The organism is Micromonospora xinjiangensis (assembly GCF_056150165.1).
On the sequence record NZ_JAXCFO010000001.1, the window covers coordinates 147,201 to 163,574 of the forward strand.

Annotated in this window: 15 protein-coding genes; 8 read left to right on the forward strand and 7 right to left on the reverse strand. The window is 75.6% G+C overall.

Features of this window, described 5'->3' with window-relative positions; genetic code table 11:
• Window positions 1-73 precede the first annotated feature (73 nt).
• From SM573_RS00685 to SM573_RS00700, 4 genes are all read left to right on the forward strand, one after another.
• Complete coding sequence (locus tag SM573_RS00685) at window positions 74-682, forward strand: copper chaperone PCu(A)C (RefSeq protein ID WP_474615173.1); 609 nt, start codon at window positions 74-76, stop codon at window positions 680-682.
• The gene (locus tag SM573_RS00690) at window positions 679-1,902 is read left to right on the forward strand and encodes a Dyp-type peroxidase (RefSeq protein ID WP_474615174.1); all 1,224 of its coding nucleotides are present in this window, start codon (window positions 679-681) and stop codon (window positions 1,900-1,902) included. Before SM573_RS00685 ends, SM573_RS00690 begins: the two co-directional genes overlap by 4 nt.
• Window positions 1,903-1,927: 25 nt before the next feature.
• Window positions 1,928-2,518 carry a copper resistance CopC family protein gene (locus SM573_RS00695; RefSeq protein WP_474615175.1) on the forward strand — a complete coding sequence of 197 codons (591 nt, stop codon included), beginning with the start codon at window positions 1,928-1,930 and terminating at the stop codon, window positions 2,516-2,518.
• Between the two features lie 98 nt (window positions 2,519-2,616).
• Window positions 2,617-4,698 carry a bifunctional copper resistance protein CopD/cytochrome c oxidase assembly protein gene (locus SM573_RS00700; protein ID WP_474615176.1) on the forward strand — a complete coding sequence of 694 codons (2,082 nt, stop codon included), beginning with the start codon at window positions 2,617-2,619 and terminating at the stop codon, window positions 4,696-4,698.
• Between the two features lie 19 nt (window positions 4,699-4,717).
• Here SM573_RS00700 and SM573_RS00705 read toward each other — a convergent pair whose 3' ends face one another.
• Entirely contained in the window at window positions 4,718-6,703 is a 1,986-nt protein-coding gene (locus SM573_RS00705) for a copper resistance CopC family protein (RefSeq protein ID WP_474615177.1), read from the reverse strand.
• Between the two features lie 194 nt (window positions 6,704-6,897).
• Between SM573_RS00705 and SM573_RS00710 the strand changes: the two genes are divergently transcribed.
• On the forward strand, window positions 6,898-7,437 hold the full coding sequence (locus SM573_RS00710) for a sigma-70 family RNA polymerase sigma factor (protein WP_474615178.1): 540 nt from the start codon (window positions 6,898-6,900) through the stop codon (window positions 7,435-7,437).
• Between the two features lie 71 nt (window positions 7,438-7,508).
• On the opposite strand, the gene SM573_RS00715 is transcribed toward SM573_RS00710, so the two are convergent.
• The 5 genes from SM573_RS00715 to SM573_RS00735 form a co-directional block, all read right to left on the reverse strand.
• On the reverse strand, window positions 7,509-8,531 hold the full coding sequence (locus SM573_RS00715) for a zinc-dependent alcohol dehydrogenase family protein (RefSeq protein ID WP_474615179.1): 1,023 nt from the start codon (window positions 8,529-8,531) through the stop codon (window positions 7,509-7,511).
• A gap of 213 nt (window positions 8,532-8,744) precedes the next feature.
• On the reverse strand, window positions 8,745-9,398 hold the full coding sequence (locus SM573_RS00720; protein ID WP_474612199.1) for a GNAT family N-acetyltransferase: 654 nt from the start codon (window positions 9,396-9,398) through the stop codon (window positions 8,745-8,747).
• Between the two features lie 67 nt (window positions 9,399-9,465).
• Entirely contained in the window at window positions 9,466-10,374 is a 909-nt protein-coding gene (locus SM573_RS00725; protein ID WP_474615180.1) for an aminoglycoside phosphotransferase family protein, read from the reverse strand.
• Window positions 10,375-10,659: 285 nt separating this feature from the next.
• On the reverse strand, window positions 10,660-11,322 hold the full coding sequence (locus SM573_RS00730; RefSeq protein WP_474612469.1) for a response regulator: 663 nt from the start codon (window positions 11,320-11,322) through the stop codon (window positions 10,660-10,662).
• A 38-nt stretch (window positions 11,323-11,360) separates the two neighbouring features.
• Window positions 11,361-12,491: a sensor histidine kinase gene (locus tag SM573_RS00735; RefSeq protein ID WP_474612201.1), complete on the reverse strand. Its 1,131-nt coding sequence runs from the start codon at window positions 12,489-12,491 to the stop codon at window positions 11,361-11,363.
• 144 nt (window positions 12,492-12,635) lie between these two features.
• Here SM573_RS00735 and SM573_RS00740 point away from each other — a divergent pair, with 144 nt between their 5' ends.
• The 3 genes from SM573_RS00740 to SM573_RS00750 are packed head-to-tail and all read left to right on the forward strand — an operon-like array spanning window position 12,636 to window position 15,826.
• Entirely contained in the window at window positions 12,636-13,625 is a 990-nt protein-coding gene (locus SM573_RS00740) for a carboxymuconolactone decarboxylase family protein (protein WP_474615181.1), read from the forward strand.
• Window positions 13,626-13,634: 9 nt separating this feature from the next.
• Window positions 13,635-14,090 carry a DUF6220 domain-containing protein gene (locus SM573_RS00745; RefSeq protein ID WP_474612203.1) on the forward strand — a complete coding sequence of 152 codons (456 nt, stop codon included), beginning with the start codon at window positions 13,635-13,637 and terminating at the stop codon, window positions 14,088-14,090.
• A complete protein-coding gene (locus SM573_RS00750) occupies window positions 14,087-15,826 on the forward strand; it encodes a multicopper oxidase family protein (RefSeq protein ID WP_474615182.1) in 1,740 nt (579 codons plus the stop codon). Before SM573_RS00745 ends, SM573_RS00750 begins: the two co-directional genes overlap by 4 nt.
• 51 nt (window positions 15,827-15,877) lie before the next feature.
• Here the strand turns inward: SM573_RS00750 and SM573_RS00755 are convergent, their stop codons facing one another.
• Window positions 15,878-16,321 (reverse strand): OsmC family protein, encoded by a 444-nt coding sequence (locus SM573_RS00755; protein WP_474612205.1) that lies wholly within the window; start codon window positions 16,319-16,321, stop codon window positions 15,878-15,880.
• Window positions 16,322-16,374 lie beyond the last annotated feature (53 nt).

The window sequence follows — 16,374 nt, forward strand, 5'->3', positions numbered from 1 at the left end:
CACCTTTGTCCCGGAACTTTCCTTTTGTCACCTTCGACCAACAGGCGACAGACCCATCAGCGAAGGGATCGCCATGCCTCGCACCACCGTCGCCGCGCGTCACCGCCACCCGGCCGTCCTACTCGCCGCCGCCGCGGCCTCCCTCGCCGTCGCCGGGTGCGCCGAGTCGTCCTCGTCTGCCGACCCGGCCCCGTCGACGTCGGCGTCGGCGTCGGCGTCGGCGAGCACCTCCACCGACGTGCTCGGCGTCCGCGACCCCTGGGTGAAGGCCGCCGACCGGGGGATGACCGCGGCGTTCGGCACCCTCGTCAACGACGGGGACGTCGACGTGACGATCACCTCCGCCGCCACCGACGTGTCCCCCATGGAGCTGCACGAGATGACCATGAAGGACGGCGCGATGGTCATGCGACCCAGGCAGGGCGGCCTCGTCGTCAGGGCCCACGGCAGCACGGTGCTCCAGCCGGGCGGCGACCACCTCATGCTCATGGACCTGAAGCAGCCGGTGCGGGCCGGTGACGCGCTCACGTTCACGCTCACCTTCGCCGACGGACGCACGCAGACGTTCACCGCCGTCGCCAAGCCGTTCACCGGCGCGCAGGAGACGTACGCGCCCGGTCACGCTGACGCCCCCGGGGGGACGAGCGGCACGCCGGCGCCGAGCGTGAGCCCGGCCGCGTGACCCCGTCGACCATCCCGCCGGTCAGCAGGCGCGGCCTGCTCACCGGCGGGGCCGTCGCGGCCGGGAGCGCCCTCGCCGGCGCCGCCGTCGCCGTCGCCCACTCCGGGAACCGGCCGTCACGACCGGCCGACCCGGTGCCCGTCGCGGAGGTGGGTACGGCCGTCGAGGCGTTCCACGGCGTACGGCAGGCCGGGGTCGCCACCGACCCGCAGGCGTACGCGTCGTTCGTCGCGCTCACCCTCCGGCCCGGGACCGACCGGGCCGCGCTGGGCAGGATGCTGCGCCTGCTCTCCGACGACGCGGCCCGCCTGACCCAGGGCCGGCCCGCCCTGGCCGACACGGAACCCGAACTCGGCCTGCTTCCCGCCCGGCTGACGGTCACCTTCGGCTTCGGGCCGGGCCTCTACGCCGCCGCCGGCCTCGACGAACGGCGACCACCGTCGGTGGCCGACCTGCCCGCGTTCCGCGTCGACCGGCTCCAACCCCGGTGGTCCGGCGGTGACCTGCTGACGCAGATCTGCGCCGACGACCCCCTCACCGTCGCCCACGCCCAACGCGTCCTGATCAAGGACAGCCGGCCGTTCACCACCGTCCGCTGGGTGCAGCAGGGCTTCCGGCGCGCCGCGGGCGCCGAACCGGGCCGCACCCAACGGAACCTGTTCGGACAGCTCGACGGCACCGCCAACCCCGCACCGGGCACCGCCCTGGACGCGGCCGTGTGGGTGCCCGACGGGCCGGCGTGGCTGCGCGACAGCACCACCCTGGTCGTCCGCCGCATCAGGATGAACCTGGAGACGTGGGACCTGCTCGGCCGCGCCGAACGGGAACTCGCCGTCGGCCGGCGCCTCGACACCGGCGCGCCGCTCACCGGCACCGCCGAGCACGACGAGCCCGACTTCGCCGCCACGGGCGCCGACGGGCTCACCGTCATCCCCGACTTCTCCCACCTCACCCGGGCGCGCGTGACCGACGACCGGCTGAGGATCCTGCGCCGCCCGTACAACTACGACGGCACGCCGACGGCCGACGGGCACGCCGACAGCGGCCTGATCTTCGTCTCCTACCAGGCCGACGTCACCCGCCAGTTCCTGCCCATCCAGCGACGGCTCGCCGAACGGGACCTCCTCAACGAGTGGACCACCCCGATCGGCTCCGCCGTCTTCGCCGTCCCGCCCGGCTGCCGCGAGGGTGGCTGGATCGGCCAGCAGTTACTCGACTGAGAAACCCGACCCGGAAAGACCCGACATGCGCTCTCGACGCCCGAACCCCGCCGCCTGCGTCGCCTCCCTGCTGGCCGCCGTGGCGGTGCTGGGCGCGCCCGCCTCGCCGGCCGCCGCGCACAACACGCTGCGCGCGGCCGAACCCGCCGCGGCCGCCCGCCTGTCCGCACCGCCGACGCGGATCAGCCTCACGTTCCTGGAGAACCTGGACCCGGCCTTCACCACCATCGTGCTGAGCGACGCCGGGCGACGGAGGCTCCCGACCGGTCAGCCCGACGTCACCGCGGCGACGGGGACGGTGACGATCGACCAGCCCCTCGCGAACGGCACCTACACGGTCGCCTACCGGGTCGTCTCGGCCGACGGGCACCCCGTGCAGGGCTCGTACTCCTTCACTGTCGACGGCCCGACGGCCGGCGACCCCGCGGCAGACGTCGCCCCGGACGGGTCCGCGTCGGCTGCCGCCGGCCCGGACGTCGCCACCCGTGCGGCCGAGCCGGCCGCCTCCTCCCGCCGGCCCGGCGGGCCGGGGCTCTGGGTGGTGGTGACCGGCGCTCTGGTGATCGCCGTCGCCGGGGGCGTGGCGCTGCTCCGGCGGCGTCGCCCCGCACCCTGACCCCGGGGGCCGCGGCGCTGCTCCGGAGTCGCGCCACAGCCCGACCGGCCGCACCGGCCGGCTCCCCGCCGTCCCCCTACCTGCCGAGGTCCCACGTCATGCCCGAAACCCGTCCGCCCGAGGCTCGGCCCACGTGCGGCCCGGACACCGCACCCACCAGCCCCGCCCTCCCCGAAGCCGCCGCCGGCCGGCGGGCCGGCGCCGTCCTGGTCCCGGTCGTGGTCGCGGCGACCGCCGCGGCGGCGCTCCTGATCGCCCTGCGGGTGGGCGGCGCGCTCGCGGTCGCGATCCCGGGCCTGCCGGATCCCGGACCCGTCACCACCTGGGCGCTGCCCGCGGTCCGCCTGCTCGCGGACGCGCTCGCCACCCTGACCGTCGGCACGGTGGTCGCCGCGGCGTTCCTGCTGCCCGGGGACGGACCCAGCGTGTCCCCGCACGGCTGGCTGCTGCTGCGGCGGGCGGGGCTGTTCGCCGCCGGGTGGGCGGCCGCCGCGCTCGTCCTCATCGTGCTGACGGTCTCGGACATCCTCGGCGTCCCGCCGCAGCGGCTGAACACGGCGGCCGTGCTCAGCTTCGCCTCCGCCATCGGCCAGGGGCAGGCCCTACTGCTGCAGGCCGGGCTCGCGGTGGCCGTGGCGGCGCTGGCCCGGGTGGGCGTGTCCCGGGCGGTCGCGGCCACGGCGGCAGCGCTGGCGCTGGTCGCGGTGACGCCGCCGGCGTTCACGGGGCACGCCGCCGGCGCCGGCAATCACCAGACCGCGGTGAGCAGTCTCGTGCTGCACATGGTGGCCGCCGCGCTGTGGGTCGGCGGGCTCGCCGCCCTGCTGGTGATCCGCCGCAGCCGGCAACTCCCCGGCGCGGCCGCCCGGTACAGCCGCCTCGCACTGGGGTGCTTCCTGGCCGTCGCGGTCAGCGGCCTCGCCAACGCGGCCGTACGGCTGGGGGCCGTGGACCAGCTCTGGCAGTCCCGGTACGGGTGGCTCGTCTGCGGCAAGCTCCTCGCGTTGGTGATCCTGGGCGTCGTCGGCGCGGCGCACCGGTCCCGGACCCTGCCGGCGCTGCGGGCCGGGCGGCGGGGTGCGTTCGGCCGGCTGGCCGCCGGTGAGCTGGTGGTGTTCGCGGCCACCGTCGGCCTGGCGGTGGCGCTGTCGCGAAGCCCCACCCCGACCGCGACCGACCCGGCCGACCCCGACCCGATCACCGAGCTGCTCGGCTTCCCCATGCCGGCGGCGCCCACACCGGGCAACCTGCTCGGCCAGCCCCTGCCGGACCTGTTCTTCCTGACCGCGACCGCCGTCGGCGCGTACGCCTATCTGGCCGGTGTGCGGCGGCTGCGCCGGGCCGGGCACCGCTGGCCGGTCACGCGGACCGTCAGCTGGCTCGCCGGCCTGCTGCTGTTCGCCGCGTTCACCGGCCTCGGCGTGGCCCGGTACGCGTACGTCCTGTTCAGCGCCCACATGGCCCAGCACATGGTGCTCTCCATGCTGGTGCCCATCCTGCTCGTCGGGGGCGCCCCCGTGACCCTCGCCCTGCGCGCCCTGCGCCGGCCCACCGACCCGCAGGTGCGCGGCGCCCGGGAGTGGCTGCTGCGCGGCCTGCACAGCCGGCCCGCCCGGGTGCTGACCCATCCGGTGGTCGCGCTCGGGGTCTACAGCGGCAGCCTGTTCGGCCTGTACTTCAGCGACCTGCTCGGCGCCCTCATGCGCTCCCACCTCGGGCACCTCGCCATGGTCGCCCACTTCGTGGCCTCCGGCTACCTGCTGTTCTGGGTGCTGATCGGCGTCGACCCCGGCCGCCGCCGGGTCCCCCACCCCCTGCTGGTGCTCGTCCACCTGGTCGCGATGATGGCGCACGGCTTCTTCGGGCTGGCGCTCATGCAGACCACCACCGTCATCGCCGCCGACTGGTACACCGCGGTCCACCCCGCGTGGTCGTCTTCGCTGCTGGAGGACCAGCGGCTGGGCGCCGGCATCGCCTGGGCGTTCGGCGAGATTCCCGCGGCGTTCGTGATGGTCCTGCTCGTCCGGCAGTGGATCCGCGCCGACCAGCGGGAGCAGGCACGCCTCGACCGGGCGGCCGACCGCGCCGAGGCGCACGGCGAGGACGACGACCTGGCGCGGTACAACGCCTTCCTCGCCGACGCCGGCCGGCGGGCCCGCGAGCAGCGGACGCGACGGTGACGCCGTAACGCGGCTTCGTTCAGGCCACGGCGAGCGTGTACGCCGCGGTGTGCACCGCCCCGTCGGCCTGGAAGTCGAGGAAGGCCCGGTACCGGCCGGGGCTCGGTGCGGTCAACCAGAACTTGACCGCACCGTCGACCAGCTCCGGCTCCGGGTGGACGTGCACGTAGCCGAGGTCGCCCTCGCGGACGACGACGAGGTGCCCGTACGCCCCCAGGTAGCGCTCCAGGCGGGCCGCGGTGCCGGCGCGAGCGACCCGGAAGACGAGGGGCGTCGTCACCCCGACCGTGGCCGTCCCCTCCATCGACACCGTGAAGGGCCCCGCCGTCGCCAGCGGTTGCGCGGGCGGCAGCGGGACGGGGGTGTGCGCCCCCGGCACGACGTGGTCGACGCCCAGCACCAGCGGCTGTGGGGTGTCTCCGGCGCCGGTGACCGAGAAGTCGGCGTAGACGCGGTAGCCGCCGGCCCGGGCCAGCGTCAACGGGACGCTCCACGTGCCGTCGGACGCCATCGTGGGGTGCAGATGCTGGTAGCCGCCGAGGTCGCGGCCTACCACGATCAGGTGCAGCGGCTTGTCGTGCACGACCGCGAACCGGGTCACCGCCCGCCGGTCGGTGCCGACGATGCGGAACCGGTAGTCCACGCGCACGTTCGCGGGCTGCGACCGCTCCAGCGGTTGGAGGGTGTACCCGCCGGAGCTGACGGCCGTCCCGGTCGCCGACGACGCACCCGTGTCGCCCGGGTGCGTGTGCGGGCCGGTACCGGCGGGGTGTTGATGCCCGTCCGCCGCCGACACCGCCCGGCCCGCGACGGGCGCTCCCCCGGCGGGAGCGGTCGGTCCACCGGCGTCGGTGGTCCCGCCGCCCGTGCCGAGGCGTCCCAGCCCGAAGCCGGCCAGCAGGGTCACCACCAGCCCGCCGACCACCAGCGCGAGACGGGTGTTGGTCAGGCGGGCCTCGTCCGCCGCAGCCGGCCCGTCGACCGCGGTGGCCGCCGAACGGTCCGGGGCCACCGGGTCGCCGTCCGCCGCGGCGACGCTGATCGCCGGCACCACCCCGCGACCGTGCACCGGTTTCCCGGGCGCGGCCGCCGTGGCGGCGGTGACCACCGCGCCACCGTCGCGCGCCGCGGGGACGGGCGAGGCGCGTCGCTTGCCTCCGGAGTCGGGGGCCTTCCGGCCGGCGCCGGTACGGCCGGCGGCGCCCCGGCCGGGGCCGGAGCGGGAGCCGCCGCCGCGCCGGGCCGGGCCCGACGGGCGGGGGCCACGGGAGCCCCTGCCGGGCACGGCGCGGCGTCGACGCCAGGCCAGGAGACCGGCGAGCGCCGCGACGGCGAGCAGCGCCCCGCCGGCCCAGGCCGCCCAGCCCCGTCCGCCTCCGTCCTCCGGCGCGGAACCGGCCGCGGCCGGTCCGGTCACCGAGGGCGGCGCGGCCGACTCGGTGCCGGAGCCGCGTCCGGTGGTCTGTTCGGCGGCGGCCAGCAGCGCCGGGTCGGGCTGGTTGGTGGGTGGCCTCCAGCCCTGCGGGGCCGCCGTGGCGCGCCCCGTGTAGCGGAAGGTCATGGTGCCGCGCACGGTGTCGCCGTCCGAGGCGACGGAGAGGTAGCTCACGGAGTACTGGCCGGCCGCCGGCAGGTGGGCCAGGCTCACCACCGCCGGGAAGCCCGTCGTGTAGTCGCGCGGCTCGAACTTTCCGTCGACCAGGAAGTACTCGCGTACCGGCTTGTCCAGCGGCTTCGGCTCCCCGTACGACCAGCCGTTGTCGACCCGGCCACCACCGGGCGCGGTGATCGTGAAGTACGCGTTGGCGGCGACCTTCTCGGTGAAGTAGAGCCGTACGGCGGCCAGCGGCTCGCCCACCGTCGCGCCCTCCGCGGGACTGGTCGTCGCCAGGGTGCCGTGGGCCGCGGCGGGTGGTGCGGACGCGAGGACGGCCGTTGCCGACGCGAGGACGAACGCGAGCAGGCCGGTGACCACCCGCTCGAGGACCGGAGGGAGACGACGCATCAGCACATGTTCACGATCGGCGAGCTTCAATCAAGGGTTCCCGAACTTTTCTTACAGATAGCAAAAGTTCTGCCGTCATCCTGATCAATGTGCCGACGATCGATACGAAACTTTCCTCGGCGCCGACCCACCAGCCCACCGCTGCGAAGTGGCGGCGCCGGCCGCGAGCCACGAGCAGGAGGGAGGAGCCGCACGTGGACGACAGGGCGTGGGCGACCCGGCTGGCCGTCGCCGCCGGCCAGGGTGACCGCGCCGCGGCCGCCGCGCTGATCCGCCTCTCCCAGCAGGATGTCTGGCGGTTCGTCGCCCACCTCGCCGGGCCGGACGACGCCGACGACCTCACCCGCGAGACCTACCTGCGCGCGCTGCGCGACGTGCCCCCGTTCGCCGCCGGCTCCACCGTCCGCACCTGGCTGCTGGGGGTCGCCCGCCGGGTGGTCGCCGACCGCCACCGCGCCGCCGCACCCCGCCCCCGCCGTGGAGCGGACGTCGCGGGCGCCCACACCGCCCGTGACCTCCCCACGGAGGACGACGTCGTCCTGCGGCGGCTGCGGGACCACCTCTCACCCGAGCGGCGGGAGGCGTTCGTGGTCACCCAGGTGCTCGGCCTCTCCTACGCCGAGGCCGCGCAGGTCCTCCGCTGCCCCGTCGACACCGTGCGGTCCCGGGTCGCCCGCGCCCGCGACGACCTCATCGCCGCGGACGCCGAGGGACGCGATCGCCGCTCCGGCTGACGCCCGGGCGGTCGGTGTCACCGGTCACCGGGCCGGTGACGCCCACGGGCGCCGTCGAGGACCGGCGTGCCTCAGGGCTGGAGAAGGACCTTGATGGCGCGCCGCTCGTCCATCGCCCGGTAGCCGTCGGCGGCCTGGTCGAGCGGGAGGGTGAGGTCGAACACCCTGCCCGGGTCGATCCGCCGGTGCCAGATCAGGTCGATCAGCTCGGGTAGGAAGCGCCGCACCGGAGCGGGGCCGCCGTGCAGGTGCACGTGGGAGAAGAACAGCTCGTCACCGGGCACCTGGACGCCGTGCGCGACGCCGACGTAGCCGACGTGACCGCCGGCGCGGGTGGAGCGGATGGCCTGCATCATCGACTCCTGCGTGCCGACCGCCTCGATGACCGAGTGCGCGCCGAGCCCGTCCGTGAGGTCCTTGATCCGGGCCACGCCCTCGTCGCCGCGTTCGGTGACGATGTGGGTCGCCCCGTAGTGGGCCGCGAGCTTCTGGCGCGGCTCGTGCCGGCTCACCGCGATGACGCGCTCGGCCCCGAGGTGCCGGGCCGCGAGCACGGCGTGCAGGCCGACCGCGCCGTCGCCGACGACGGCGACGGTCTTGCCGGGGCCGACCTCGGCGGCCACGGCGCCGAACCAGCCGGTGCCGAGCACGTCGGAGGCGGTCAGCAGGTCGGGGATCAGGTCGTCCGGGGGGATGTCCGGGGTGGCGACCAGCGTTCCGTCGGCCAGGGGGACGCGGAGGTACTCGGCCTGGGCGCCGAGCCCGCCGATGGGCTCCCGGTGGATGCAGGAGCTCTGGTAGCCGGCGCGGCAGATGGGGCAGGTGTTGTCGGAGGCGAAGAAGGAGCCGACGACGAACTGGCCGGGTCGGATGTTCCGGACCTCGCTGCCGACCTCCTCGACGATCCCGACGTACTCGTGGCCCATCGGGGAAGGCCCCTTGATCGGTTCGGCGCCCCGATAGGGCCACAGGTCCGAGCCGCAGACGCAGGCCGCGGAGACCCGGATGACCGCGTCGGTCGGGAGCAGGATCCGGGGCTCGTCGCGCTCCTCGACCCGGACGTCACCGGGAGCGTGCAGAACGGCACCGCGCATCAGGTTCTTCCTTTCGTCGTGACGACTCCGGCCACGCACGGCCGGATGCCCACCCCGCGGCGTACCCGGTGGAACACGGGACCTACCGCGCGCGAGGCGGGCAACCTGTCGACAGCGCGGGCGCGACACGTACGGTCGGGACGTCAACCGCCTGATCTTTCGCCCGGCGGACGCGGATCAACGGCGCGGTGCGCAGCCGCACCCCACGCCGCGTCAGGCAGCCGCGGGCAGCCCGAACAGCTCCCGGCAGGGGTCCAGACCCTCGATGGTGACGGTGGGTCGGTCGGCCGCCGCCCAGTCCGGCCGGCTCAGCCGTAGCCGCTGCGAGATCCGCACCTCGCCGTGCAGGACGTCCCGGCTGATCCCGTCCGGCCGGTAGCCCAGCCGCTCGGAGATCGCGAGTGGGGCGGGGTTGTCGGCGAAGGACTCGGTGACGGCGTACGCGGCGTCGAGCCCCGCGAAGGCCAGGTGCAGCACGGCCGCCCGCATCTCCCGCCCGATGCCCCGGCCCTGGTGTTCCAGGCCGAGCCAGGACGCGGTCTTCACCTCGCGGAGCACGGCGAAGTCACGGCCGGCCATCTGCTGCACGCCCACGGGCCGGTCGTCCGCGAAGACCGCCAGTTGCAGGGTCCACGCCTGCGGCGTCCACTGTCCGCGGGTCTGCCACTGCCACTGCACCACCCGCCGTGCCAGCTCGCGCGGCGGCAGGTCCGTCCACGGGGTCAGGAAGGGCCGCTCGTCGGGCCGGTGGACGCCGCGCACCGCCAGGTCGGCGAGGTCGGCGAGTTCGTCGTCGGTCGGGAGGCGCAGCTCCAGGCGGTCGGTCCGCAGGCGCAGGCCGAGCAGGGGCCAGTGCTCGGTCAGCACCCGGGCTCCTTCCGTTCTCGATGTGAACGCCGTCTGGCCGACACCGGCGCTGCGACGCCCGGCCGGTTCACCGCGCACCGGCGTCGGCCAGGATCGCGCGCAGGCGCGCCAGGCACTCGCTCACGAACGACGGGTACGTGTGCCAGTAGTAGGCGACCCCGCTGATCCCGACGGCCACCGCCCAGGCCCGCGCCCGCAGCCAGGTCACCTCGTCGATGCTCAGGGCGTCCCAGTACGCGCGGCGGGCCTCGGGCGGGAGATCCCACACCGGCGCGTGTTCGGCGTCCGGGGCGCCGACCTGGAGGCCACCGAAGTCGATGATCGCGTGCAGCCGGCCGTCCCTGACCAGCAGGTTCGTCGGCTTGAGGTCCGCGTGGAGCCAGACGTGCGCGCCACGGGACTCGGGCAGCGTGAGCGCCGCCCGCCACAGCTCCCGCAGGAACGCGACGTCGAGGTCGAGACCGGCGAGCCCGAGACAGCTGTCGAAGCTTCTGCTGATCCACCCGTCGCAGGGGGCGAGCGGACCGCCCCGGTAGCCGCTCAGAGCGCCCTCCCGGGCGGCCCCCATGAGGTCGGCGGAGTGCAGGCCGCGCACCGCCTCCGCCAGGTCCCTGCCCAGGGCGGACCAGTCGCTGACCGTGCCGGGGCCGGGCTCCACGCCGTCGATCCAGCGGTACACGGACCAGACGAGCGGGAAGGAGTCGGTGGGAGCACCGGCGTGGACGGGCTCCGGGACGCGACACGGCAGCGCGGGCGCCAGCCGGGGCAGCCACGCCTGTTCCTTGCGCAGGGTGGCCGCGTTGTCGGGCGTACGCGGCAGCCGCACCAGCAGGTCGTCGCCGAGCCGGTACATCGTGTTGTCGGTGCCCGCGCCGGCGAGTGACAGCGGAAGGGACGCCCACTCCGGGCGCTGGTCGTCCAGCAACGACCGGACGACCGCCTCGTCCGCCACGATCTCGTCCGCGTGCAGCCTCACGGGCGGCAAGCCTGCCCGCCCGGGCACTCCGCCCGCCAGTCGTTTTCGGCGGATGTGACGACGCACTCGTCCCGGACCGGCGACGCGTCGTCGGGCCGCCGCCCCTCCTCGAGTCGCGCCCGGTGCGATCCTCGTCGACGCCGTGAAGGACCTGCTGACCGAGATCGCCCCCGCTCGCGGCTGGGGCGAGACCTGGGAGCAGATCGAACAGGACGCCGCGGACGAGATGGTGCCCAACGACGTCGAACGGCTGGGCCGGCCGGAAGAGATCGCCGACGGCGGCGGTCACCGGCGACGCGGCATGACCAGCCCCGACTCGTACGCCCACACCACCAGTTGGGCGCGGTCGCGGCAGTGCAGCTTCGTCATGGCCCGGTTGACGTGCGTCTTGGCGGTCAACGGGCTGATCACCATGCGTTCGGCGATCTCGTCGTTGCTCAGCCCCCGGGCCACCAGTTCGACGATCTCCTGCTCGCGGGCGGTCAGCACGTCCCGGCCGGCCGCCGGATCGGCCGGTGGCGCGGTGGCCACGAACTCGCTGATGAGCGTGCGGGTGACCGCCGGGGCGAGCAGCGCGTCGCCGCGGGCCACGACGGCGACGGCCTGCAACAGGTCGGCGGGGTCGGCGTCCTTGAGGAGGAACCCGCTGGCGCCCGCGCGGAGTGCGGCGAAGACGTACGAGTCCAGCCCGTAGTTGGTGAGGATGAGGACGCGGACGGTGGCGAGGTGGGGATCGCGGGCGATACGCCCGGTGGCCTCGATGCCGTCGAGTCCCGGCATCTGCACGTCCATCAGCACGACGTCCGGCCGCAGCCGCCGCGACAGCTCGACGGCCGAGGCGCCGTCGGCGGCCTCACCGACCACCTCCAGGTCGTCCTCGGCGTCGAGCAGGGCCCGGAACCCGGCCCGCATCAGCGCCTGGTCGTCGACGAGCAGGACCCGGATCACGCCGCTCCGGCCCGGCGCGACGTCCCGCGGGGGCTCGCTCACGCCGCGCCGCCCAGCGGGAACGTGGCGCGTACCGCGAAGCCGCCGCCGTCGCGGGCGTCGGCGTGCAGCGTGCCGCCCAGCCCGGTGACCCGTTCCCGCATGCCGCGCAGGCCGACACCGGGTGTCACCGGCCGGACCGACGACGCGGCGCCGTCGTCGGTCACCGACACGGTCAGCTGCGCCGGGGCGTACTCGACGTGGATCTCTGCGGTGGCGGGGCCGGCGTGACGGGCCACATTGGTCAGCGCCTCCTGGACGACGCGATACCCGGCCTGGTCCACCTCGGCGGGCAGGTCCCGGGGCTGGCCGGTGACGCTCAGCCGCACCGGCACGCCGGCCGCCCGGGTCCGTTCCGCGAGTTCGTCGACCCGGGCCAGCCCGACGCCGTCCCCGTCGGCCGGTGACCGCAGCACGGCGAGCGTGGAGCGCAGCTCCCGCATCGCGGCACCGCTGGCCTCCTGGATCGCCAGCAGCGCGGCGGACGGCTCCTCGCCGTGCTTGCGGGCCAGGTGCACGGCGATCCCGGCCTGCACCTTGATCACGGAGATGCTGTGGGTCAGGGAGTCGTGCAGGTCCCGGGCGATGCGCAGGCGCTCCTCCCCCGCGCGGCGCAACGCCATCTCCTCGCGGGTGCGCTCGGCCTCGACGGCCCGCTGCTCGACCTGTTCCAGGTAGGCCCGGCGCTGCCGCGCCACGAGCCCCGCGACGTTGGCCGCGACGAACCAGCCCAGCAGCAGCGCGGTCCGCTCGGTGATCAGCTGGGCGGGCCGGTCGGCGGGCGCGACCGAGACGTCGCGGGCCAGGAAGCCGCCGAGGAAGACCACGCTGGCGAGCGCGGCGGCCGCCCGGTGCCCCCGCCAGGCGGCGACGTAGACGGTGCCGAGGACGGCGAACGCGGCGGACACCCCGGCGTGCACCCGGATGTGGAGGGCCAGCATGGCGGCGGTGACCACGCCCAACGCCACCACCGGATACCGCCGGCACACCGCCAGGGCCGCGGCCGTGGCGAGGACGAGGGCGACGTCGAGCGCCCCCACCGCCTCGGCGTCCGGCGCGAGCGCGGCGTTGGTGAGCAGGAGGGCGGCGAGGGCGAGGCCGCCGAGGGCGTACGGCAGGTCGCGGCGCATGTCCGCACTGTAGAACGGCGGTCACCCAGCGAGCATCCCGCGGCCGCGGTACGTGCGGCGTACCGCGGACGCGGTATCCGCGCCGGGGCAAGTGCCTGCGGCGGCACGACGCTTTCCCGGCCCGCCTTGGCGAGCATCGGTCCCATGACGTACCGCTTCTTCACCCCCGCCCCGCCGAGGGCCGCGACCGGGCTCACCGCCGAGGTCTTCCGGCAGTCGCGGGACGAGTTCCTGGGGCCGGTGCCGACCTTCCGCGTGCTCTCGGCCGTGCCGGAGGTGCTGGCCGCCACCTGGGCGCTGATGCGCGAGGCCCTGCTCGCCGGGGAGGCGTCCCGGGTCGAGCGGGAACTGGTCGCGTCGGCGGTGTCCCGCGCCAACCGCTGCCGCTTCTGTGTGGACGCCCACGTGATGCTGCTGCACGCGCTGGGCGAGCACGCGCTGGCCGAGGTCGTCGCCCAGGGCGGAACGCCGCCGGCGCCGAGGCACGCCGCGTTGGTCGGCTGGGCCGAGGCGAGCCGCAGCCCCGGGGGCACCGGCTGGACGAGCCCCCACTCCGCGGAGCTGACCGGCACGCTGCTCGCCTTCCACTTCGTCAACCGGATCGTCTCGGCGCTGCTCGACCCGGATCTGCTGCCGGGCGGGCTGCAACGCGCCCCCGTGGTGCGGTCGGTCGGCGGCCGCCTCTACGCCAGGACGGCCCGCGAGCCGAAGGAGCCGGGTCGCAGCCTCCCGCTGCTCGACGCCGGCCCGGCGGCGGCACCGGCCTGGGCCGGGGAGAGCCCGGTCGGCGTGGCGTACGCGGCGCTGCGGGACGCGGCCTCCCGGGGCGGCGAGCTGCTGGGCGACGTGGCGCGGGAGACCGTCGCGGCGACCGTGCGCTGGGAGGACGGGCGGCACCCGGCCCGGCCCGCGGAGTGGGCCGTCGAACTGGTCCGCGACGTCCCCGGCACGGACCGCGTCGGTACGCGGATCGCCCTGCTGGCGGCGTTCGCGCCGCACGCGATCCGCGAGGGGGACGTCGCCCTCTGGCGACTGTCCCATCCGGCCGACGCCGACCTCGTGCGCCTGGTCGCGTACGGCGCGATCGCGGCCACCGACCACGTCGCCCGGGCCCTGATCCCGGCTCGTCCCTAGGAGACCACCATGCGCAAGGCCTTCGTCGTCGTCAGCGCGCTGCTGCTCGTCGCGTTCGCGCTCCAGTTCGTCTTCGCCGCCGTGGGCGCGTTCACGAAGCCCGCGGGCGACGGCGCGTACGTCCTGCACAGCGTCACGGGAATGGCGGTCATCCCCGTGCTCACGCTGCTCACCGTCCTGTTCGCCGCGCTCGCGAAGGCGCCGGGCCGGCTCGTCGGGCTGGCGGTCCTGCCCCTCGGCCTGGTCGTCGTGCAGGCGCTGCTCGCCATGCTCGCGAACGCGTCCGCCGACGCCACGGGCAGCAGCACCCCGGTCGGCCTGACCGTCGCCGGGCTGCACGCGGTCAACGGCATCGTCGCGGTGCACGTGGTGGTCGCCGTCCTGCGGGGGGCGCGGAAGCTGGGGCTGCCGGCACCGGCCGACGACGCCCCGCGGGCGGCGCTGCGGGAAGCGGAGCCGGCATGAGCACCGGCGCGCTGCTCGCGGCCGACCTCGTGATCGCGGTCCTGGTGGCCGCCGCGTGGCTGGGCGGCGGCGCCGCGGCGGCCGCCCGGCGCCGTCCACTCGCGCTGGGGCTGGCCGCCGTCGCACTGCTCGCCACGGTCGCCCGCGCGGTCGCCGTCGCCGCGCTCGCCCGGGCCGGCTGGTGGTTCGCGGCCGAGAAGGTTCTCGTCGCCGCTCCCCTCTCGCTCGCGGGGGTGGCCGTCGCCGGGCCGCGCCTGCTGCGCGCGGGGGGCGACATCCGCTCCGCCGCGGTCCCGCTGCTCTTCGCCGGGTACGCCGCGAGCAGCGCCCTGCTCGTGACGGTCCTGCACGGCTACCCGGTGTCGGCTGGCGTGGCGCTGCTCGCGGTCGCCGGTGCCGTCGCGGCGACCGCCGTCTCCTGGGGCGTCCTCGGCGCGCACCCGTCCCGGGCGGTGTCCCGGACGGCTCTCGCGGTGGCGGTCGCGGCACTCGTGTCGGGGACCGGCCTGGTCGTCGCACCGGCCGCCGCTCCCGCCGTGCCCCACGACCACGACTACCGGGACGCCCGGACGGTGGGCGAACCGACCCGGCGGTTCACCCTGACGGCCGGCACCACCACGGTGCGCGTGAGCGGCCGGGACGTCGCGGCGTGGGCGTTCGACGGGCAGGTCCCCGGGCCGGAGCTGACCGCCACCGTCGGCGACGTGCTGGAGGTGACCCTGCGCAACCGGGACATCGCGCGCGGCGTCACGCTGCACTGGCACGGATACGACGTGCCGAACGGCCAGGACGGGGTGCCCGGCGTGACCCAGGCGGCGGTGCCGCCCGGCGAGGAGTTCGTCTACCGGTTCCGCGCCGACCAGGCCGGGACGTACTGGTACCACACGCACTCCGCGTCCGACGTGGGCGTGCGGATGGGGCTCTACGGCGTCCTGGTGGTGCGCCCGGCGCCGGTGACCGGCGTGGACGTGACGGTCCCGGTGCACACGCTCGCGGGTCTTCCGCTGCCCACACCCCGGGTGGAGCCGGTCGGGGCCGGCGTGCCCGTACGGCTGCGGCTGCTCAACACCGACGACACCACCCACCGGTACGCCCTGGCCGGGACGCCGTTCCGGGTGGCCGCGATCGACGGGTCCGACGTGCGGGGCCCGACGCCGCTCACGGACACCGCCGTGCTGATCCCGGCCGGTGGCCGCTACGACCTGGTGTTTTCGGCGCCCGCCGCACCGGTGGCGCTGTTCGTCGACGGACGGGCGGTCTGGTCCACCGGGCCGGTGTCGACGGCCACCGACGGGTGGCCGGTGCTGGACCCGCTCACCTACGGCGACCACGCGCCGGTGCCGTGGTCCCGGTTCGACCGGACGTTCACCCTCGTGCTCGACCGGGGCCTCGACCTGCGCGGGCTGCTCCCCCGGTACGCCCACACCGTCAACGGCGCGGCTGACCCGGACATCCCGCCGCAGGTCGTCCGCCTCGGCGACGTCGTGCGGTTCACCATCGTGAACCGGTCACTGGTGGTGCACCCGTGGCACCTGCACGGCCATCACGTGCTGGTGCTCTCCCGCAACGGGAGACCGGCGACCGGAAGCCCGCTGTGGTGGGACTCCTTCGACGTACGCCCCGGGGACGTCTGGGAGGTGGCGTTCCGGGCCGACAACCCGGGCGCGTGGGCCAACCACTGCCACAACCTGCCGCACGCCGACGCCGGGATGACGCTGCACCTGATGTACTCGTGAGCCGTGCGGGTCGGCACGGACGGCCCGCGGGGGCCGGCCCACCCGGCGGCCTCAGTCGGCCGTGGCGCCGTCGGCCTGGACGATCGAGACCGGCGTGCCGAGCTCGACGGTACGGGAGACCGTGCAGAGCCGGTCGTGCGACTGCTGGAGCGACCGGGGCAGCGCCTCGCGCGCCCGGTCGCCGTCGGCGCCCTCGGGGAACGCCACGGTGAAGGTGACCGTGAGGTTCTCCATCCGGTTGCCGCCGGCCTCGTCGCGGATCTTGTCGCCGGTGACCGCCACGGAGAACCGGGTCGGCTCGGCGCGGCGGCTCGTGATGTGGTCGACGTCCACCGCCGTGCAGCCGCCGATGGCCGCCAGGAGCAGCTCCACCGGCGTGAAGCTGCCGTCCTCGCCCGTGCCCACCGACAACGACCCGCCGCGGACGTTGCGCACGACGTACCGCCCCACGCTGGTGCGCTCGATCTCCACCGACCGGAAGGTGTCCTCACTCATGACAGGCACGCTACCCGCGGCGTCGTGCGTACTCCGGCGGGGCGTCGTCGTCG

Excerpts from the sequence above, each read along its gene's own strand:
- SM573_RS00700 (WP_474615176.1), top strand. The coding sequence starts at position 2,617 with ATGCCCGAAACCCGTCCGCCCGAGGCTCGGCCCACGTGCGGCCCGGAC.
- SM573_RS00685 (WP_474615173.1), top strand. The coding sequence starts at position 74 with ATGCCTCGCACCACCGTCGCCGCGCGTCACCGCCACCCGGCCGTCCTA.
- SM573_RS00735 (WP_474612201.1), bottom strand. The coding sequence starts at position 12,491 with ATGCGCCGCGACCTGCCGTACGCCCTCGGCGGCCTCGCCCTCGCCGCC.
- SM573_RS00745 (WP_474612203.1), top strand. The coding sequence starts at position 13,635 with ATGCGCAAGGCCTTCGTCGTCGTCAGCGCGCTGCTGCTCGTCGCGTTC.
- SM573_RS00715 (WP_474615179.1), bottom strand. The coding sequence starts at position 8,531 with ATGCGCGGTGCCGTTCTGCACGCTCCCGGTGACGTCCGGGTCGAGGAG.
- SM573_RS00740 (WP_474615181.1), top strand. The coding sequence starts at position 12,636 with ATGACGTACCGCTTCTTCACCCCCGCCCCGCCGAGGGCCGCGACCGGG.
- SM573_RS00695 (WP_474615175.1), top strand. The coding sequence starts at position 1,928 with ATGCGCTCTCGACGCCCGAACCCCGCCGCCTGCGTCGCCTCCCTGCTG.
- SM573_RS00750 (WP_474615182.1), top strand. The coding sequence starts at position 14,087 with ATGAGCACCGGCGCGCTGCTCGCGGCCGACCTCGTGATCGCGGTCCTG.
- SM573_RS00705 (WP_474615177.1), bottom strand. The coding sequence starts at position 6,703 with ATGCGTCGTCTCCCTCCGGTCCTCGAGCGGGTGGTCACCGGCCTGCTC.
- SM573_RS00755 (WP_474612205.1), bottom strand. The coding sequence starts at position 16,321 with ATGAGTGAGGACACCTTCCGGTCGGTGGAGATCGAGCGCACCAGCGTG.